This is a genomic window from Metapseudomonas boanensis (assembly GCF_018704125.1).
GTDB lineage: Bacteria > Pseudomonadota > Gammaproteobacteria > Pseudomonadales > Pseudomonadaceae > Metapseudomonas > Metapseudomonas boanensis.
Genome location: NZ_JAGTIS010000002.1, coordinates 1 through 19,001, shown reverse-complemented (window position 1 = coordinate 19,001; position 19,001 = coordinate 1). Strand labels below are relative to the sequence as shown.

The 19,001-nt window shown below is 65.0% G+C and carries 20 protein-coding genes; 10 read left to right on the top strand and 10 right to left on the bottom strand.

The annotated features are described in order from the left end of the window. The first annotated feature begins 4 nt into the window (after positions 1-4). The 4 genes from J7302_RS04200 (at position 5) to J7302_RS04185 (ending at position 4,463) form a co-directional block, all read left to right on the top strand. Positions 5-1,150, top strand: coding sequence for an ABC transporter substrate-binding protein (locus tag J7302_RS04200; protein WP_215370901.1), 1,146 nt, complete (start codon positions 5-7; stop codon positions 1,148-1,150). A gap of 101 nt (positions 1,151-1,251) precedes the next feature. Next, positions 1,252-2,163, top strand: coding sequence for an ABC transporter permease (locus tag J7302_RS04195; protein ID WP_215370898.1), 912 nt, complete (start codon positions 1,252-1,254; stop codon positions 2,161-2,163). Then, positions 2,163-2,975: an ABC transporter permease gene (locus tag J7302_RS04190; protein ID WP_215370896.1), complete on the top strand. Its 813-nt coding sequence runs from the start codon at positions 2,163-2,165 to the stop codon at positions 2,973-2,975. The genes J7302_RS04195 and J7302_RS04190 overlap by 1 nt, the downstream gene beginning before the upstream one ends. A gap of 18 nt (positions 2,976-2,993) precedes the next feature. After that, positions 2,994-4,463, top strand: coding sequence for an aldehyde dehydrogenase family protein (locus tag J7302_RS04185; protein WP_215370894.1), 1,470 nt, complete (start codon positions 2,994-2,996; stop codon positions 4,461-4,463). A 93-nt stretch (positions 4,464-4,556) separates the two neighbouring features. Here J7302_RS04185 and J7302_RS04180 read toward each other — a convergent pair whose 3' ends face one another. The 4 genes from J7302_RS04180 to J7302_RS04165 all read right to left on the bottom strand — a co-directional run bounded on the left by J7302_RS04180 (position 4,557) and on the right by J7302_RS04165 (position 8,428). Continuing rightward, positions 4,557-5,021 (bottom strand): PAS domain-containing protein, encoded by a 465-nt coding sequence (locus tag J7302_RS04180; protein WP_215370892.1) that lies wholly within the window; start codon positions 5,019-5,021, stop codon positions 4,557-4,559. A gap of 3 nt (positions 5,022-5,024) precedes the next feature. Continuing rightward, complete coding sequence (locus tag J7302_RS04175) at positions 5,025-6,032, bottom strand: response regulator (protein WP_215370889.1); 1,008 nt, start codon at positions 6,030-6,032, stop codon at positions 5,025-5,027. A 96-nt stretch (positions 6,033-6,128) separates the two neighbouring features. Next, positions 6,129-7,355: a TIGR03862 family flavoprotein gene (locus tag J7302_RS04170; RefSeq protein ID WP_215370886.1), complete on the bottom strand. Its 1,227-nt coding sequence runs from the start codon at positions 7,353-7,355 to the stop codon at positions 6,129-6,131. A gap of 152 nt (positions 7,356-7,507) precedes the next feature. Continuing rightward, the gene (locus tag J7302_RS04165) at positions 7,508-8,428 is read right to left on the bottom strand and encodes a histone deacetylase family protein (protein ID WP_215370882.1); all 921 of its coding nucleotides are present in this window, start codon (positions 8,426-8,428) and stop codon (positions 7,508-7,510) included. 69 nt (positions 8,429-8,497) lie between these two features. Here J7302_RS04165 and J7302_RS04160 point away from each other — a divergent pair, with 69 nt between their 5' ends. Genes J7302_RS04160 through J7302_RS04145 form a run of 4 tightly spaced genes read left to right on the top strand, consistent with a single transcriptional unit; the run spans position 8,498 to position 12,205 of the window. Next, the gene (locus J7302_RS04160) at positions 8,498-9,058 is read left to right on the top strand and encodes a GNAT family N-acetyltransferase (RefSeq protein ID WP_215370879.1); all 561 of its coding nucleotides are present in this window, start codon (positions 8,498-8,500) and stop codon (positions 9,056-9,058) included. After that, on the top strand, positions 9,055-10,659 hold the full coding sequence (locus J7302_RS04155) for a SagB/ThcOx family dehydrogenase (protein ID WP_215370876.1): 1,605 nt from the start codon (positions 9,055-9,057) through the stop codon (positions 10,657-10,659). Before J7302_RS04160 ends, J7302_RS04155 begins: the two co-directional genes overlap by 4 nt. A 31-nt stretch (positions 10,660-10,690) precedes the next feature. Then, positions 10,691-11,560, top strand: a complete 870-nt coding sequence (tesB, locus tag J7302_RS04150; RefSeq protein WP_215370873.1) for an acyl-CoA thioesterase II — start codon at positions 10,691-10,693, stop codon at positions 11,558-11,560. A gap of 51 nt (positions 11,561-11,611) precedes the next feature. After that, entirely contained in the window at positions 11,612-12,205 is a 594-nt protein-coding gene (locus tag J7302_RS04145) for an HAD family hydrolase (RefSeq protein WP_215370870.1), read from the top strand. A gap of 36 nt (positions 12,206-12,241) precedes the next feature. Here the strand turns inward: J7302_RS04145 and ypfJ are convergent, their stop codons facing one another. From ypfJ to J7302_RS04130, 3 genes are all read right to left on the bottom strand, one after another. Further along, a complete protein-coding gene (ypfJ, locus tag J7302_RS04140; RefSeq protein WP_215370866.1) occupies positions 12,242-13,108 on the bottom strand; it encodes a KPN_02809 family neutral zinc metallopeptidase in 867 nt (288 codons plus the stop codon). Between the two features lie 69 nt (positions 13,109-13,177). Next, entirely contained in the window at positions 13,178-14,032 is an 855-nt protein-coding gene (locus J7302_RS04135) for a PhzF family phenazine biosynthesis protein (protein ID WP_215370863.1), read from the bottom strand. A 58-nt stretch (positions 14,033-14,090) separates the two neighbouring features. Next, positions 14,091-14,525 carry a DUF411 domain-containing protein gene (locus tag J7302_RS04130; protein WP_215370860.1) on the bottom strand — a complete coding sequence of 145 codons (435 nt, stop codon included), beginning with the start codon at positions 14,523-14,525 and terminating at the stop codon, positions 14,091-14,093. 151 nt (positions 14,526-14,676) lie between these two features. On the opposite strand from J7302_RS04130, the gene J7302_RS04125 reads away from it, so the two are divergent. Further along, a complete protein-coding gene (locus J7302_RS04125; protein WP_215370857.1) occupies positions 14,677-15,063 on the top strand; it encodes a DUF4345 domain-containing protein in 387 nt (128 codons plus the stop codon). A 58-nt stretch (positions 15,064-15,121) separates the two neighbouring features. Here the strand turns inward: J7302_RS04125 and trmA are convergent, their stop codons facing one another. Beyond that, a complete protein-coding gene (trmA, locus tag J7302_RS04120; protein WP_215370854.1) occupies positions 15,122-16,216 on the bottom strand; it encodes a tRNA (uridine(54)-C5)-methyltransferase TrmA in 1,095 nt (364 codons plus the stop codon). Beyond that, positions 16,216-17,508 carry an NCS2 family permease gene (locus J7302_RS04115; protein ID WP_215370851.1) on the bottom strand — a complete coding sequence of 431 codons (1,293 nt, stop codon included), beginning with the start codon at positions 17,506-17,508 and terminating at the stop codon, positions 16,216-16,218. The genes trmA and J7302_RS04115 overlap by 1 nt, the downstream gene beginning before the upstream one ends. A gap of 196 nt (positions 17,509-17,704) precedes the next feature. On the opposite strand from J7302_RS04115, the gene J7302_RS04110 reads away from it, so the two are divergent. Next, positions 17,705-18,271, top strand: coding sequence for a DJ-1 family glyoxalase III (locus tag J7302_RS04110; protein ID WP_215370848.1), 567 nt, complete (start codon positions 17,705-17,707; stop codon positions 18,269-18,271). A gap of 78 nt (positions 18,272-18,349) precedes the next feature. Here J7302_RS04110 and J7302_RS04105 read toward each other — a convergent pair whose 3' ends face one another. Continuing rightward, complete coding sequence (locus tag J7302_RS04105) at positions 18,350-18,544, bottom strand: hypothetical protein (RefSeq protein WP_215370845.1); 195 nt, start codon at positions 18,542-18,544, stop codon at positions 18,350-18,352. Positions 18,545-19,001 lie beyond the last annotated feature (457 nt).

Here is a 19,001-nt window from a genome sequence, read left to right as displayed (position 1 = left end):
AGCAATGGATCGGAAAGACTTCATCAAGCAACTGCGCAGTTGGCAGAACGGCTCCATCAGCCGTCGCGAGTTCCTGGGCCGTACCGGACTCGGCCTGGCCATGGCAGTCATGGCCGCGAACATGCCCGGGCTGTTGAGCAGCAATCGGGCCTTCGCAGCTGAGAAGGGCACCATCGGCGACCGGGTGGTGCTCGCAACCTGGCCCAACTATCACAACGCCGAAAACTTCGCCGCCTTCGCCGAGCAGACCGGCGCCCAGGTGCAGATGAACGTGTTTGGCTCCAACGAGGAAATGCTCGCCAAGCTGCAGGCCGGAGGTAGTGGCTGGGACGTCTTCGTGCCGACCAACTACACCATCAGTACCTATGCCGAGCTGGGCCTGATCGTGCCGCTGGACCTGTCGCGCATCCCCAACTTCGATCCGGCTTCCTACGAGAAGCGCTTCATGGAGCAGGGCGTCATCAACGGCAAGACCTTTGCCGTGCCCAAGGACTGGGGCACCACCGGCTACGTCTATGACAGCAAGAAGATCAAGGCCCGGCCAACGACCTGGAAGGAGTTCTGGGAACTGGCCAAGGGCGAGGCCACCGGCCGGGTAATGGTCCACGACTACCAGCTCACCGTGATCGGCAATGCCCTCAAGGCCTTCGGCTACAGCTTCAATTCGATCGACCCGAAAGAATTGGCCGATGCCGAGAAGCTGCTCTTGGAGGTCAAGCCGCACCTCTTCGCGATCAACTCCGACTATCAGCCGTCCATGCGCAACGGCGATGCCTGGATGGCCATGTGCTGGACCGGCGACGCCTCGCAGTTGCACCGCGACCTGCCGCAGATGCAGTACGTGCTGGGCCGCGAGGGCGGCGAGATCTGGAGCGATTTCTTCGCCATTCCGAAGAGTGCCGAACGCCCCGATGCGGCCTATGCGCTGATCAACTACCTGCTCGATCCGCAGGTGAACAAGCGCGAAGTGGAGGCGCATGGCTATCCCAGCGGTGACAAGCGCGTGGATGCGCTATTGCCCAAGGCGATGCTTGAAGACCCGATCATGTACCCGGCAGCCGACCTGCTCAGCGCCCTGGAGTTCGGCGCTGCGGCGACCCTCACCAGCCCAGCCCGCGCCGAACTGATGGCGCGCTTCAAGGCGGCCTGATCGAGCGCCAGTTCTTGTAGGAGCGAGCTCTGCTCGCGAACCGTTTCGCGAGCGAGCGCGCTCCTACAGTGGCCGCTTCCATGAGCCGTAGGGAACCCTCCATGAACGTCGCCATCAGCACACCTGCGTTGGCCGATGCGGGCCAGGCCGTGCCGGTCGCTGGCCAGAGCCTCGGCCGGCGCGTCACGCTGCTCCTGCTGTTGCCATCCACCTTGTGGTTCCTGCTGCTGCTCCTGATGCCGCTGGTGATCATCCTGGTCTTCAGCCTCGGCGAGCGCAGCCCGGTGGGCGGCTACGCCGCCGCCCTGACACTGGACAACTACCTCAACCTCGGCTCGCGGGCCAAGGCTTTCTACAACACCCTGGTCCTCGCGCCACTCGGTACCCTGGTGTGCCTCGTGGCAGCTTATCCGCTCGCATATTTCCTGGCGGTGAAGGTGCAGCGCAGCCGATCCCTGCTGCTGACGCTGGTCATCGTGCCGTTCTGGACCAGTTTCCTGATCCGCACCTATGCGTGGATCTTCATCCTCGGTGGCAAGGGTATCCCGGCGCTGTTGGCTTTGGTCGGTCTGGAAGACGTGCGTCTGATCAATACCCCCAGCGCAGTCTTGATCGGCATCGTCTACGGCTATCTGCCGCTGATGGTGTTTCCCATCTACGTCAGCCTGGAGAAGCTCGACAAACGGCTGCTGGAGGCCTCGTCCGACCTTGGCGCCAGCGCCTTCGAAACCTTTCGCCGGGTGACCCTTCCGCTCTCCGCGCCAGGGGTTATCACCGGCGCCATGCTGGTGTTCATCCTGCTCATGGGCGAGTTCCTGATTCCCGCGATTCTCGGCGGCGGTAAGGTGTTCTTCGTCGGAAACGCGCTGGTGGACCTTTTCCTGCAATCGCGCAACTGGCCCTTTGGCAGTGCCGTTGCCATGACACTGGTGGCGATGATGCTGGCCATTATCGCCCTCTACCTGAAGCTGGTGGCGCGCTTCGGCAAGCGTTCGACAGAGGGGATGCTCTGATGTGGCTGCGCAGTTACTCCACTTCGCTCTACCTGTTCCTCTATGCGCCCATCGCGCTGATCATGCTGTTCAGCTTCAACGCCGGGCGCAGCGGGCTGTCATTCGAGTGCTGTTCGACGCAATGGTTCGGCCGCGCCTTCGGCAACGCGTTCATCATGGAGGCGCTTGGCACCAGTGCACTGATCGCCTTCTGCTCGGCGCTGATTGCGACGCTCTTCGGCACCCTCGCCGTGTTCGGCCTGGAGCGGGTGGGCAAGCGTGTGCGGTTGTTCTTCGACGCCCTGACCTACTGCGCCATCATCATTCCCGGCATCGTCATCGGCATCGCCACTCTGATCGCCTTCATCAGCCTTTTCGAGCTGGTCAATCCACTGCTCGACTTGCTGCTGGGAGCCGGTCTGCCGCGTCTGCGCATGGGGTTGTTCACGGTGATCGCGGCGCACTCGCTGTTCACCATGGCGCTGGTGATGGTCATCGTCCGCACCCGGGTCGAAGCCCTGGACAAAGCCCTGCTCGAAGCCTCCGCCGACCTCTACGCGCCACCGCTGGAAACCTTCCGCCGGGTGACCCTGCCACAGATCGCCCCGGCCATCCTCGCTAGCTTCCTGCTGGCCTTCACCTTCAGCTTCGACGATTTCATCATCGCCTTCTTCGTCGCCGGTTCGGAAACCACCCTGCCGATCTACATCTTCTCGTCGATTCGCCGGGGCATTACCCCGGAGATCAACGCCATCTCCACGGTGATCATCTGCGTCTCGCTGGCGCTGCTGTTCACCTCCCGCTACCTGCAGAACCGCCGCAGCGGCGCCTGAGCGCCCATGGAGCAAGCCATGCGTGACCAGCTGTACATCAACGGGCAATGGGTCCGCCCTGACCTGGGCGGTTACTTCGATGTGATCGACCCTGGCAACGGCGACCTGATCCAGCGTGTGCCGGCCGCCACCGAGGAAGACATTGACCATGCCGTGCATGCCGCTCGCCAGGCGTTCACCCGCGGCTGGGGGCAAAGCACTGGCGCCGAGCGCGCTGCCTGGCTGGAGGCCCTGGCCGATGAACTCGATCGTCGTCGCGATGCCCTGGCCGTGCTGGAGGTGCGCGACAACGGCAAACCGCTTCCCGAGGCGCAGTGGGACATAGCCGATGCCATCGGCTGCTTCCGCTATTACGCCGAGCTGGCACGGGAGCTGGATGACCGCCAGGACCAGCCGTTGGCACTGCCGGACGAACGTTTCCGCTGTCGCATCCGCTACGAGCCGGTAGGCGTGGCAGGGCAGATCATCCCCTGGAACTACCCTTTGCTGATGGCGGCCTGGAAGGTCGCTCCAGCGCTGGCCGCGGGCGCCACCTGCGTGCTCAAACCGTCGGAGCTGACGCCGCTGACAGCGCTGGAACTGGCGGGGGCCGCCGAGCGCATCGGCCTGCCGTCCGGCGTCTTGAACGTGGTTACGGGGCTGGGCAGCGAAGCTGGGGCTCCGCTCAGCCAGCATCCGGGGGTGGACAAGCTGGCCTTCACCGGCAGCGTGCCGACAGGCTCGAAAATCATGTCGGCGGCGGCGGTTGACATCAAAAACATCAGTCTGGAGCTCGGTGGCAAGTCGGCCTTCATCGTCTTCGACGACGCCGATGTCGAAGCGGCGGTGGAGTGGATCATGTTCGGCATCTTCTGGAACCAGGGCCAGGTGTGCAGCGCGACGTCGCGTCTGCTGGTGCAGGAAGGCATCGCCGCGAAACTGCTCGAACGCCTGGTGGACGAAACCCGGCGCATCACGATCGGCCCCGGCCTGGAACGTGGTGTACTGCTGGGCCCGCTGGCCAGTGCGGGACAATTCCAGAAGGTCATGGGCATGATCGAACAGGGCAAGCAGGAGGCGAACCTGCTCACCGGCGGCAAGCGGCCGCCGCACTTGTCGCACGGTTTCTTTGTCGAACCGGCGATCTTCGACGAACCTGGCGAGAACAGCCGCATCTGGCGAGAGGAAATCTTTGGGCCAGTGCTTTGTGTGAAGCGCTTCAAGACCGAGGCCGAGGCCCTGAAACAAGCGAACGACAGCCGATATGGCCTCGCAGCAGCGGTGATGTCGAACGATCTGGAGCGTGCTGCGCGGGTCGCCAACGGCCTGCGTGCGGGCATCGTCTGGGTCAACTGTTCGCAACCCACCTTCACCCAGGCTCCCTGGGGAGGCATGAAGCAGAGCGGCATTGGCCGCGAGCTGGGGCGCTGGGGTCTGGACAACTACCTGGAGGTGAAGCAGGTCACCGAGTACCGCAGCCGCGAGCCGTGGGGGTGGTACATCAAGTAGGCAGGAGCTACCGCTTTTCCTGTGGGGGCGAATTCATTCGCCAAGGGCTGCGAGCTGCCCCTTCGGTATCCGCAGGGCAGGCGTGCGGCCTGCTCAGCGATTGAAATTGCCCCCACAGGAGGCCTCCAGCCGCTTCTTCAACCGCGCCACTTCGGTCACGTCATAGATCACCAGGCACACCCGCTCCGACTTCCCACCGGCAGTCGCCAACGGCAGGAAGGTGACGTTCTGGTACATGAAGTCTTCTTCTCCGGTGATTGGCCGGTAGTTCTCGAAGCGCAGCAGGTACGGGCGTTGCTCCCACAGGCTGAAGGCGCGGGTGCCCAGTTCCAGCACGGTTTCGACCTTGCGCCGCAGCCAGGTCTGGTCGATTTCGGGGAAGAGCTCGAAGAGGTTGCGGCCATTCACCCGGTCCGGGCCCAGGCAGGAATGGTTTTCCATGAATCCGTTCCATACCTCCACGCGGAACTGGCGGTCCAGCACTACGACGCCGACGTCCATGCACTGAACGATGTCGAGCAGCCAGTGGAAGTCTTTCAAATCGATCTTTGCCGGCATGGGTCAGTCCATCAGATAGTGGATTTTCCGGGTCAGGCGCGCGATGGAGGTTTCGGTGAACAGCAGCAGCAGGTCGAAGTGCAGGTCGTGGCCTTCGATCGCGTAGCTGATCTCCACCGCCAACGTCTTGCGCCAGCGTCGGCTGTTGAGCTGGAACAACCGCTCGACGGACGCGTGCTGCCCGAGCAGTTGAGGGTGGTCCTGGGAGAAGCGCACATCGATCTGTTCCGCGATGCCGGACAAGCAGGCACCGATCAGGATGCTCGCCAGATCCAGCAGCATTTCCGCTTGCTCCGCTTCGCCATTGGGTCGCAGGTCCAGCAGGCGCGCGATCTCCTCGCTCTCGGCGTCATGGAACAGCAGCAGCGCTTCACCGGCGATGGATTCGCCGATGAAGCCCTGGCACACCGCACTGAGACGTTCGCCGCGCTGGGCATCGGCCAGGGCCATGTGCAGCTCGCTGACTTCGAAGAGATTCACGCTAGGTACCGGCAATCGCACGAAGACGCCGAGCACTTGGGCCAGCAGCGCGGCCGCGCGGCCCATGGCGACGATGCACACTTCACGCAAGGCATCGCGGAAGTTCACCTGCAGATCCGGAGTGGCGCGTCCGGGCACACCGGTGATCGGTGAGCCAGCAGGGGCAGGGCGCAGTAGGCCTACTGCGATCAGTGCTTCGCGCAGTTCATCGGGGTCGGCGGGCTTGCTGATGAAGGCCAGGGCGCCCAACTCGTGTACACGGCGCTGGGCTCCTTCCTGGACATCGCCGGAGACTACGATCACCTGGCTGGCCAGACCTTCGGCGCGTAGCTGCGCGAGCACCTGATAACCATCCATCAACGGCATGGTGAGGTCCAGCAGCACCACGCGGCCGTGACCCTTGCGGATGGCATCCAGCGCTTCCTGGCCATTGCTGGCCTGGGTGATATGGACCGGCCAATCCAGCGGTAGCGCGCGGATCAACTGCTTGCGCGCCATCATCGAGTCGTCACAGACGAGAAGGGGAATCACATTGAGGGCACCGCATGCAGATCAGGCTTTTGGGCAAGCATAGACGCTGGCCGAAGCGCGGCAGTTACCACGCGGTGCCATCAGAAAGGCCGGTCGTCAGCGGCGTGCCAACCACTCGAGGACACCCAGGCCGGCGGCGCGGCCACTGGCGAAGCAGGCGGTGAGCAGATAGCCACCGGTGGGCGCTTCCCAGTCCAGCATTTCGCCCGCGCAGAACACGCCGGGCAGCTGCTTGAGCATGAGGTTGGCGTCCAGCATGTCGAACGGAACGCCGCCGGCTGAGCTGATGGCTTCGTCCAGCGGGCGCGCTTTTACCAGCGTCAACGGCAGCGCCTTTATGACAGCGGCGAGGCGGGCCGGGTCGGCGAAATCGTCCTTGGACGACAGTTCGCGCAGCAATCCGGCGCGGGCACCGTCGATGCCGAGCTGGCTATGCAGATGCTTGGCCATCGAGCGCGAGCCGCGTGGCTTGGCCAGGGCCTTGGCGACCTTCTCCAGCGGCTGGCTGGGCAGCAGGTCCAGGTGAATGGTGGCGCTGCCCTGGGCGTTGATGCGATCACGGATGGCGGCGGACAGCGCATAGATCAGGCTGCCTTCCACCCCCGTGGCGGTGAGTACGAACTCGCCCAGGCGTGGTGGCTGGTCACCCAGGCGGATGGCCGTCGACTTGATCGGTGCGCCGGCGAACTTCTCCTTCAGCAGCGGGCTCCAGGCCTCCACTTCGAAGCCACAGTTGCTTGGTTGCAACGGGGCGACAGGCACCCCGCGCGCTTCGAGCACGCTCACCCAGGCGCCATCGGAGCCCAGCCGTGTCCAGCTTCCGCCACCCAGGGCCAGCAGGCAGGCATCGGCGGCGACGCGGGTTTCACCCTCGGCGGTGGCGATACGCAACGCGCCCTGGTCATCCCAGCCCAGCCAACGCTGCCGAGTGTGGATAACCACCCCCTGCTCGCGCAGGCGCTTGAGCCAGGCGCGCAGTAGCGGCGCGGCTTTCATGTCGGTGGGGAACACCCGGCCGGAAGTGCCGACGAAGGTCTGGATACCGAGGTCGTGAATCCACTCGCGCAGCTCCTCGGCGCCGAAGCCTTCCAGCAATGCGCTGATCTCATCGCGACGTTCGCCGTAGCGAGCAAGAAAGGCGGTCTTGGGCTCGGAGTGGGTGATGTTCATGCCGCCGACGCCGGCCAGCAGGAACTTGCGCCCGACCGAGGGCATGGCATCGAACAGCTCCACCCGCGCACCGCCCAGGGCCAGCACTTCTGCGGCCATCAATCCGGCAGGGCCGCCGCCGATGATGGCGACTTTGGGGGGGGTGTGCGTCATGGCTGGCTGTTCGTTGGTAGCGGGAGGCGCGCATTTTACTGCACGGCTGCTTCAATCAGGTAGGTTGGGCCGGGCGGCGCTCCGCTAAGCGAAGCGCAGCTCAACCTCGGGCACCCGGAGTTGCCGGGCTTCGGCTGTGGCGAAGCGCCAATCTACCTCATGTCCAGGTCGTCCCAGACGCGCCGGGCGCTGTGATGCAGGATGCCGTGGCGGCGGGCGAGGGCGGCACGGTCCTTGTCGTAGCCGCCACCGATCAGGCCCACCACCGGAATGTCGCGGCCCAGGCAATGGCGGATCACGCTCTCGTCGCGCGTGGCCACGCCGTCGTCGGTGAGATGCAGGTAACCCAGGGCATCGTCCTTGTGCACATCCACGCCGGCGTCGTAGAGCACCAGGTCCGGCTGGTAGAGCGGCAGCAGATAATTCAGCGCATCGTCCACCACCTGCAGATAGTCGGCATCGCCCATGCCCATGGGCAGCGGTATGTCCCAGTCGCTTTCGGCCTTGCGCGCGGGGAAGTTCTTCTCGCAATGCAGCGAGACGGTGATCGCGTCAGGCGTATCAGCGAGCAGGCGCGCGGTGCCATCGCCCTGGTGCACGTCGCAATCGAAGATCAGCACCCGCTGAACCTTGCCGGCTTCCAGCAGGTAACGGCTGACCACCGCGAGGTCATTGAATATGCAGAAGCCGGCTGCGTGGTCGTAGTGGGCATGGTGGGTGCCGCCGGCCAGGTGGCAGGCCAGGCCGTGCTGCAGAGCCTGTTCGGCGGCCAGCAGCGAGCCACCCACCGCGCGTACGGTGCGCTGGGCCAGCAGCTCGCTCCAGGGCAAGCCGAGGCGGCGTTGCTCCTCACGGCTGAGTTCGCCATCGAGGAAGCGCTGGATATAGGTCGGGCAGTGGGCGAGGGCGAGCACTTCGCGCGGGCAGCTCTCCGGCCGCAGCAGCTGCGCTTCGGTAGTCACGCCGCTATCCAGAAGGTGCTCGTAGAGCAGGCGGAACTTCTCCATGGGGAAGCGGTGCTCCGCCGGAAACGGCGGACTGTAGTCATCGTGGTAGACCAGCGGCAGGAACATCGATCGGCACTCGGGGTGGCACGTGCGGCAGTATGATGTGGCCTTCGCGCCGCGCTCAAGAGAAAGCCCGTGTCCCTGATCGAATTGCAAACCCCGCGCCTGTGCCTGCGTAGATGGCGCGACGATGACCTGCCGGCCTTCGCCGCGCTGAATGCCGACCCCGAGGTGATGCGCTTCTTTCCCGGCTGCCTGAGCCGAGAGCAGAGCGATGCACTGGTCACGCGCATCCAGGCGCACTTCTCAGAGCATGGCTTCGGCCTCTGGGCCCTGGAGCGGCGCGACAGTGGCGCCTTCATCGGCTTTACCGGGCTGCTGCAGGTGGGGTTCGAGGCACCATTCGCCCCGGCAGCGGAGATTGGCTGGCGCCTGGCTCGTGAGCACTGGCATCAGGGGCTGGCCAGCGAGGCGGCGCGTGCTGCGTTGACCTTTGCTTTCGAGGGCCTGCAGTTGCCTGAAGTGGTGTCCTTCACCGTGCCGGGCAATCTGCGCTCGCGGGCGCTGATGGCGCGTCTCGGGCTTCAGCGCGACCTGGCCGGTGACTTCGAGCACCCGCGCCTGCCGGAGGGCCACCCGCTGCGCGCGCATGTGCTTTACCGGCTGGGCCATGCCGAATGGGAGGCAGCGCAATGAGCGATGCCGTGCGCGCCTATCACGAACTCAGTAAGCACCGGCCGGACCGTTTCGCGCCGGGCCCGGGCCAGTTGCACTGGGCCACCCAGCCGGCGCCATTCCGCCGCTATGCCGGCACCCGGCTGGTCGAGCTCTGGCACCGCCCGCTGGAGGAGTCGCCGGCTTACGACGTCGTGTTCGCCGCACCCCAGGGCAAGCCTGTGGAACTGAACCACGAGAGCCTGTCGCAGCTGCTCTACGACAGCCTGGCGATTTCCGCCTGGAAGGAGGCGGGGGGCAACCGGTGGGCACTGCGGGTGAATCCTTCGTCGGGCAACCTGCATCCCACTGAGGCCTATCTGCTGTTGCCACCCGGCGCCCTGGAGGCGGGTGGCCTGCTAGCCCACTACGCCCCCGACGCCCACGCCCTGGAGATTCGCAGCGAAATGCCACCGGCCCTCGGTGCGCAATTAGGCGCGACGCTGCCGGCGGGCGGCTTCCTCCTCGGCCTGGCCAGCATTCCCTGGCGCGAGGCCTGGAAGTACGGCGAGCGGGCCTACCGTTATTGCCAACACGACCTCGGTCATGCCTTGGCGGCTGTGGCCATCGCCGCCAGTGCCCAGGGTTGGCAGGTCCGTTTGCTCGGTAGCGTTGCTGAGTCGCGGCTGGATGCGCTGCTCGGACTGGATCGGGACGGCTTCCATGAGCAGGAGTTTGCCGACGCTCTGCTCTGGATCGGCCCTGCGCAGGAGGCGGAGTTCGTCCTGGACCGCATGCTTCTCGACGCTTTGTCTGCCCTGGAGCTGTCCGGCACACCGAACCGCCTTTCTCGCGAGCAGCGGCACTGGCCTGAAATGGAGCGGGTTCATGACCTGTGCCGGGCGCCCGCATTGCCCGCAGTCTGCTGGAAGGCCCAACTCGGTCCCAACGTTGTGGATAACCCAGGTTTGCCCTTGCGCCCGCTGTTGCACCGGCGGCGCAGCGCGCAATCCATGGACGGCCGCAGCGGTATCCAGGCCGAGCTGTTAATGGCCTGGCTGCGCCGGCTGATGCCGAACCAGTCGCCGGTGCCCTTTGCCACCCTGGGACCGCCGCAGGTGGATCTGCTGCTGTTCGTCCATCGTGTCCAGGGCCTGGCACCCGGCCTCTACTGGCTGGCCCGTGGCGCTGCGCCTGAAGCGGAATTGAGCGCCGGGCTGCGCGAGGATTTCCTCTGGCAGCGGACCAGCACTGATTTGCCGCTCTACCGCCTGCTGGAAGGCGATGCCCGTGGCCTGTCGGGCTTCCTCTCCTGCGGCCAGGACATTGCCAGCGACGGCTGCGTGGCACTGGCCATGCTGGCGCGCTTCGACGAGGCGCTGGAGCCAGGTCCCTGGTGCTATCCGCGCCTGTATTGGGAATGTGGGCAGATTGGTCAATTGCTGTACCTGGAGGCCGAAGCCGCTGGTCTATCGGGCACCGGCATCGGATGCTATTTCGATGACTCGGTACATGAATTGCTTGGATTGGCCGACAGCCGTTGGCAAAGCCTTTACCATTTCACCCTGGGCCGCGCGCTGTGGGACGAGCGCCTGACAACGCTGCCGGCCTATCCTGAATTACGACGGCCACCCTGCCCATGAGCGCGGTACCAGCCTTGCAGAGGAGAATTTCATGACCCAGGTGCTCGACGAACTGGTCGCCCTGCTGAGCCTTGAATCCATCGAGGAAAACCTGTTCCGTGGCGTCAGCCAGGACCTCGGCTTCCGTCAATTGTTCGGTGGCCAAGTGCTCGGCCAGTCGCTATCCGCCGCCAGCCAGACGGTGGAAGCCGAACGACATGTGCATTCGCTGCACGGCTACTTCCTGCGCCCGGGCGATGCCAGTCTGCCGGTGGTCTATTCGGTGGAGCGGGTGCGCGACGGCGGCAGCTTCAGCACCCGCCGTGTCACCGCCATCCAGAAGGGCCAGCAGATATTCACCTGCAGCGCCTCCTTCCAGCAGGACGAAGAGGGCTTCGAGCACCAACTGAGCATGCCGCAAGTGCCGGGCCCGGAGAACCTGCCCAGCGAGCTGGAAATCGCCCGGCAGAACGCCCATCTGTTATCCGAGCGGATCCGCGACAAGTTCCTCTGCGCCAAGCCCATCGAGATCCGCCCGGTCACTGCCGAGAACCCCTACGACCCCAAGCCAGGCGAGCCGGTCAAGCACATCTGGTTCCGCGCCGACGGCAGCCTGCCGGACATTCGCGCCATCCATAAGTACATCCTCGCCTACGCCTCCGACTTCGGCCTGCTGACCACCTCGATGCTGCCCCACGGCGTGTCGGTGTGGCAGAAGTTCATGCAAGTGGCCAGCCTCGACCATGCGCTGTGGTTCCACCGCGACCTGCGTGCGGACGACTGGCTGCTGTATTCCATGGACAGCCCCTGGTCCGGCAATGGCCGTGGTTTTTCCCGGGGCAGCATCTTCAACCGCGCCGGCCAGTTGGTGGCCTCGGTGGCCCAGGAAGGCCTCACCCGCCTGCGCGAAGACTGGAAGTAGCGCCGGAATGCGTTAGGCTCCGGCGCTCGACCTGGATTGCGGAGAGTTGTGATGAGCCTGGCGCAGTTTCGCCATTGGGTATTCGACATGGACGGCACCCTGACCATTGCCGTGCATGACTTCGCGGCGATTCGCCGAGCCCTCGACATCCCCCCGGAGGACGACATCCTCCACCACCTGGCGGTCCTGCCCGAGGACGAAGCCAGCGCCAAGCACGCCTGGCTGCTGGAACACGAGCGGGAGTTGGCCCTCAACGCCCGCCCCGCACCGGGCGCCCTGGAACTCGTGCGGGAGCTGCGTGGACGCGGCTGCCGGCTGGGCATCCTCACGCGTAACGCCCATGAACTGGCCCTGGTGACACTCGAGGCCATCGGCCTGGGCGACTGCTTCGCCGCCGAGGATGTCCTCGGCCGCGGCGAGGCACCACCCAAACCCCACCCCGGTGGCCTGCTGCACCTGGCCCAGCAATGGCGGGTGCTCCCTGAAAGCATGGTGATGGTCGGCGACTACCGCTTCGACCTCGATTGCGGCCGCGCCGCCGGCACTCGCACCGTACTGGTGAACCTGCCGGAGAACCCCTGGCCGGAGCTGGTGGATTGGTATGCGCGGGATTGTGGGGAGTTGTTGGCGCTGGCTCGACTTTGAGGTTGAGGGAGGCTTCAGGCCGCGCGAATCTTTCGCTCAAAGCCGCGCCGTCGAAAACGTATCGCACCTCCCCACTTCACCCCGCTCGAACCCCATCTTGAACCAGCGCACCCGCTGCGCCGAAGTCCCGTGGGTGAACGAGTCCGGCACCACCTGACCGCGCGTCTGGCTCTGCAGGCGATCGTCGCCGATGGCGTTGGCAGCGTTCAGGGCTTCTTCCAGGTCCCCGGGCTCCAGCCAGTCAAGGCGTTTCTGCGCGTGGTGAGCCCAGACGCCGGCCAGGCAGTCGGCCTGCAATTCCTGGCGCACCAGCAGGCCGTTGTCGCCTTCGATGCGTTCGCCGCGTTGGCGTGCGGCGTTGACCTTGGCGGAGACGCCCAGTAGGGTCTGCACGTGGTGACCCACTTCATGGGCGATCACGTAGGCCTGGGCGAAGTCGCCGGCGGCGGCGAAGCGTTGGGCCAGTTCCTCGAAGAAGTCCAGGTCGAGGTAGACCTTGCGGTCGCCCGGACAATAGAACGGACCTACGGCCGACGAGGCAAAGCCACAGGCGGACTGCACGCCGCCATTGAACAGCACCAGGGTCGGGTCCTGATATTGGCGACCCGAGGCCTGGAAGATGGCCCGCCAGGTGTCCTCGGTGTCGCCGAGGATCGCGCGGACGAACTCGCGCTCTTCCGGCGTGCCGCTGGGATTCGCGGACTGTTGCTGCGGGTTGATGGCGGCGCCTTGCTGGGTGATCTGCTCGAGGATCCGCAGTGGGTCTTCACCCATCAGCAGGGCCACCACCACCACGATGGCGATCCCGCCCAGGCCCAATCCCTTGCCGCCACCCAGGCGCATTCCCCCACTGCTGCCACCATCTTCCACGTTGTCGCTGCGTCGTGCCCGTTGCCAGCGCATGGCCGCTCTCCCTCAACCCTTCGAACTCTTGAGTGTTGTCGCTGGCAGCGTGGGTCGCCAGCCCGGTCGTCAGGCCAGTTCCTCTGGCGATGGAAGCAGGTGTGCGTGAGCGAGCAACTGCACACCTCCACCGACCTGGACCCTGCCGTCTCCGGTAACGCGGACATCGAGCCGGCTTGGCCGGTCGAGGAAGCGCCCCTGCGCAAGGGCAAAGGGTTGGTCGCGCTGCTCCAGTCCTTGAGCCACCAGCCAGGCGGCCACCGGGCCGGCCGCACTACCGGTGGCGACGTCCTCGACCACGCCGAGCGGATCCCAGGTGCGACCTTCGCGGGCGTCGACATCCAACAGGAAGACGAATGCCGCCCCGAGCCGGGCCAGGTCGTCGTCCAGCAGCTGTCTTTGTTTGGCGGCTGCCAGCCCGGCCGTAGTCACCGGCAGTAGCAGGTAAGGCAGGCCGGTGCTGACCACTTGCGGCAGGTAACGGTGGTCGCGCTCGCTGCCGAAGGCGGCGGCGAAGGCGGCGGCCATTTGCTCATCGAGGGTCTGGCCGAATTCGGCCTGGCCCTGATCCATTTCCGCATAGAAGCCTTTGCCCTCGCGGCGGGTGGCAATGCTCACGCGTTTGTTGGGCAATTGCAGCTCCCATGAGGCGCTGTCTTCAATCGCATGCAAGTGATGCAACAGGGCGGCAGCACCGAGAATGGGGTGCCCGGCAAACGGTAACTCCTCTTCCACCGTGAATACCCGGGCGGAAAAGCTGCGTGGCGATGCGCCTTGCTCCAGGAAGATCGACTCGAACTGGCGCAGCTCGCGGGTCAGACCCTGCATGGCGGTTGTGGATAACCCGCAGGCGGCGGGGAACACCGCCAGACCATTGCCGGCCAGCACGCGTTCGGCGAATACATCGACTTGCCAGTAGTCCATATCGGCTCCGGAAATGCGGACGGCCGCCGAAGCAGCCGTCAGGGTGAGGGGATTGGTATCAGTGGGCGGGATAGTCGCTCAGCACGCTTTCCTCACCCTTCTGCGAAACGCCTATCACCTGGTAGGCATCGTGGCGGTCGCCCATCTCCATCCCCGGCGAACCCATTGGCATGCCGGGAACGGCGGCGCCCAGCAGGTCTGGGCGACCCCGCAGCTTCAGGACATCGCTGGCCGGTACGTGGCCCTCGACGAATTTGCCGTCCACCACGCCCGTATGACAGGAGCCCAGCCGATGCGGCACGCCGAATCGGGTCTTCACCGCAGCCATATCGGTTTCGACGTGGTCGCGCACCTGGATGCCGTTGGCCTGCAGGTGGCTGATCCAGGCCTTGCAGCAGCCACAGTTGGGATCGCGGTAGACGTCCATGGTGACAGGGTCCGCTGCCTGGGCGATGCCCGCCAGCAGGGTGCCGAGCAAAAGGAAGGAACGCATCGGTGACTCCTAGCGACCCGGAGGCCGGATCGTCTGGTGGGAAGGAGCCCCAGCATAGCGCCACCCTGCCAGTAGCCCAAGTTTCGCCTTGTGTCAGGTTTTTCCAGCCCGACTAAGCTGATGCCAGCAACCAATCCGGGAGGTCGGCGGCATGTACTTCACCCGCGTACTGTTAGCCTTGCAAGCGCTGATTTTGACCATCATCGGCCTCGCCTACTTCATTCGCCCGGAGGAAATGGCCAGCTACAGCGGGATGCTGCTGATGGGGCCGGCAGCGGTGACGGATGTGCGAGCCTACTACGGCTGCCTGCCGCTGGGGCTGGCGGCCTTTCTACTGCTGGTTCAGCTGCGGCTGCAACTGATGCGTGCGGCGTTGGACCTGCTGGTGCTGATCTACACCGCCCTGGCCCTGGGGCGCGTCAGCGGGCTCTGGCTGGATGGTAGCCTGCAGCAAACCTTCAACCTTTATGCGCTGTTGTTCGAGGTGGTGTCGGCGGGGTTGGCGTTTGTGGCGTTGCGGCGGTTGGAGGGGGAATAGGGCTCGCCCTCTCCCTGAAGAGGAGAGGGGGCGGGGGAGAGGGCTCCAAGTCAGGCGCTCAACGACGCTCCAACAGCACCCCGGACTCCATATGGTGCGTATAGGGAAACTGGTCGAACAACGCGCAGCGGGTCACCTGGTGGGTGTCGTTGAGCTGGGCGATGTTGGCGGCGAGGGTCTCCGGGTTGCAGGAAATGTAGAGGATACGGTCGAAGCGGCGGGTCAGCTCGCAAGTGTCCGGGTCCATGCCGGCGCGTGGCGGGTCGACGAAGACGCTGCCGAACTCGTAGCTCTTCAGGTCGATGCCGGCCAGCCGGCGGAAGGGGCGGACCTCGTTCAGCGCCTCGGTCAGCTCTTCTGCGGAGAGGCGCACCAGAGTGACGTTATCCACCGCGTTGTCGGCGAGGTTGGCCAGGGCGGCGTTCACCGAGGTCTTGCTGATCTCGGTCGCCAGCACCTTGCGCACGCAGGTGGCCAGCGGCAGGGTGAAGTTGCCGTTGCCGCAGTAGAGCTCCAAGAGGTCGTCACTGCGCTCGCCGAGCACGTCAAAGGCCCAGCCGAGCATCTTCTGGTTCACTTCGCCGTTGGGCTGGGTGAAGGCGCCTTCCGGTTGACGATAGCGGAACAGGCGACCCGCAACAGTCAGTTCCTCCTCGACGAAATCGCGACCGATGACGATGCGCTTGCCCTTGGAGCGGCCGACGAGGCTCACGCCCAGGTCGGCAGCGAGCTTTTCGGCTTCGGTTTTCCAGGCATCGTCCAGCGGGCGGTGGTAGCACAGGGTGATCAGCGCATCGCCGGCCAATGTGGTGAGGAACTCCACCTGGAACAGCTTGAAGCTCAGCCCCTGGCTCGCCTGCCAGCCGGCTTTCAGGCGCGGCATCAGCTCATTGATGCGGCGGCTGGCGATGGGGAAGTCATCGATCAGTATCGGGGTGAACTTGTCCCCAGTCTCGAACATGGCGTAGTGACGGTTTTCGCCACCCGTCTCGCGCCACAGGCGGAATTCGGCGCGCAGGCGGTAATGCTCGCGCGGGGACTCGAAGACTTCAGGCTCCGGTGCGTTGAACGGTGCCAGCAGCGCCTTCAGACGCTGTGCCTTCTCTTTGATTTGGACGGCGTAGGCCGCCGGGTCGAACTGGGGACGACTCATCAGTGGAAGAAACCCATCTTGATAACGAAGAGCACGGCGAGGATCACCAGCGCCGGACTCAGTTCCTTGTAGCGGCCAGCCAGGGTCTTGATCGCGGCCCAGGCAATGAAACCGAAGGCGATGCCGTCGGCAATGGAATAGGTGAACGGCATGGCCAACGTGGTGATCAGCACCGGCGCGGCAGTGGTCAGGTCGTTCCAGTCGATTTCGGCGAGGCCGGAAGCCATCAGCACGGCCACGAAGAACAGAGCCGGCGCAGTGGCGAAGGCCGGCACGCTGCCCGCAAGTGGCGAGAGGAACAGTGCCAGCAGGAACAGCACGGCGACCACCATGGCGGTGAGGCCGGTGCGGCCGCCCGCACTGACGCCCGCAGCGGACTCGATGTAGCTGGTGGTGGTAGAGGTGCCCAGCAGTGAACCGCCCATGGCCGCGGTGCTATCTGCGATCAGAGCGCGGCCCATCTTCGGCATGTAACCGTCGGCGCGCATCAGGCCGGCTTTCTTGGCTACGGCGATCAGGGTGCCGGAGTTGTCGAACAGGTCGACGAAGAGGAAGGCGAAGATCACGCTGACCAGGCCGATTTCCAGCGCGCCCTTGATGTCCAGCTGCAGGAAGGTGGGGGCCAACGATGGCGGCATGGAGAAGATGCCGCCGAACTGCGAGACGCCGAGGACGATGCCGGCGATGGTCACGGCGAGAATGCCGATCAGCACGGCGCCAGTGACCTTGCGCGCTTCCAGGGCGACGATAAGGAAAAAACCTAGCACGGCGAGGATCGGTTCGGGTTTGGTCAGGTCGCCGACGGTCAGCATGGTCACCGGATGGGCGGCCACGATCCCGGCCTTCTGCAGGGCGATCAGTCCGAGGAACAGTCCGATGCCCGCGGCAATGGCCGAACGCAGCTCAAGCGGGATGCTGTTGATGATCCATTCGCGGATCTTGAAGATCGACAGCAGGAAGAACATGCAGGCGGAGAGAAACACTGCGCCCAGGGCCACCTGCCAGGTGTGGCCCATTTGCAGCACCACGGTATAGGTGAAGAAGGCGTTGAGGCCCATGCCGGGGGCCAGGGCGATCGGGTAGTTGGCGATCAGCGCCATGGTGGCCGAGCCGATCGCGGCGGCCAGGCAGGTGGCGACGAACACAGCGCCCTTGTCCATGCCGGTCTCGCCCAGGATGGCTGGGTTGACGAACAGGATGTAGGCCATCGTCAGGAAGGTTGTCAGACCTGCCAGGACCTCGGTGCGTACGTTGGTGTCGTGCGCCTTGAGTTGGAACAGCTTCTCCAGCATGTTGGGGCTCCCCGTGACGCAACGCGTCTTATGTTATGCAGCTGGCAAAAGCAAAGCACAAAAGCACGGACCCGAGCGGACCTGCCTTTTTTCTGCCAGTCTGAAAAAAAGGCGCGCATCATACCAGCTCACCCCGGGGCGGTGAATTTATGACCGAAAGGACAGCTACAGTTCCCGGGAGCCCAGGAGAATCAACATGTCAGACCATTCCCATCCCCACGCACTGATCACCGTCGCCGACGGTGTGGAAGACCTGGAAACCGTGACCCTGATCGACGTGCTGCGGCGCGCTGAGGTGGAGGTCGTGGTGGGCAGTGTCGAAAACCGGCGCATGGTCACGCTTGCCCGTGGCACCCGCATGACTGCCGATGCCATGTTGCTCGATGTGCTGGCGCAGGATTTCGACCTGATCGTCCTGCCCGGCGGCATGCCCGGCGCCCAGCGCCTGGCTGACCACGAGCCGTTGGCCGAACGGGTACGCGAACAGGCGGCCGCCGGCAAGCTATTCGCCGCCATCTGCGCGGCACCGGCGCTGGCGCTGCAGTCTTACGGCGTGCTGCGCCAGCGGCGCATGACCTGCTACCCGAGCTTCAGCGATCGTCTGTCCGGATGCACCTTCGTCGACCAGCCGGTGGTCGTGGATGGCAACTGCATCACCAGCCAAGGCCCCGGTACCGCCCTGGCCTTCGCCCTGACCCTGGTGGAGCAGCTGTGCGGCAAGGCCAAGCGTAATGAGGTGGCCAAGGCGATGCTGGTACCTTGATCGCAATGAAATTCGGCGAGCCCGGCAGCGACCGGCCGGTGGCGACGTCGAGCTGCCGGGCGTCGGCCAGCTGCCGGATCAGCAATTCACTGAGCTTGAGGGCGGGATATTGGCTTTGCGCTCTTCCAGCCACTGGAGGGTGTCGTCCGAGGGCGGTAGCGTGCCACGCACCTGGAAATGGCCACGGAAGACGCCATTTATCAGGTTGATATTGGCCTTGTCGTACTGGTGTGCGGCTGCGATGCGGTAAAGGCGCTCGACCTCGGCATCCAAGGCCGGATCTTCCTTGAGCTGGTTGTTCCTCTGCGGTCAGCGGGCGTACTTGAACAACAGGTCGCTTGCTGCCGAGGCATCCGGGGATGCACCCACGGCGGTACGTGAAGGCCAGGTTGGCCCGGATCTGGGAAAGCGGCTCCACGGAAGGGGCCTTTTTCAGTTTGAGTCCATGGCTGCCACAGGCGGCCAGCAGCAGGGTCGTGGGCGATGTTCAGCTCGCTGTCCATCTGCACGCTGCGGGTGTAGATATTGGCCGCAACCAAGCCTCCCAATCCGGCGCCTGGCCGCGGGCCAGTGCCAGTGCGTCGCGCTGACCCAGGCAGCTGGCGATGAGTGCGGACAGGCTCATGGTCGATCTCCGTACTGCGCCAGCGGCATCGATGAGCCGCCGGGGTCGAGAAAGATCTGCGTCGGCAGCGTGAAGCCACGCAGTCGCAGCAACGCCAGGGGGCCG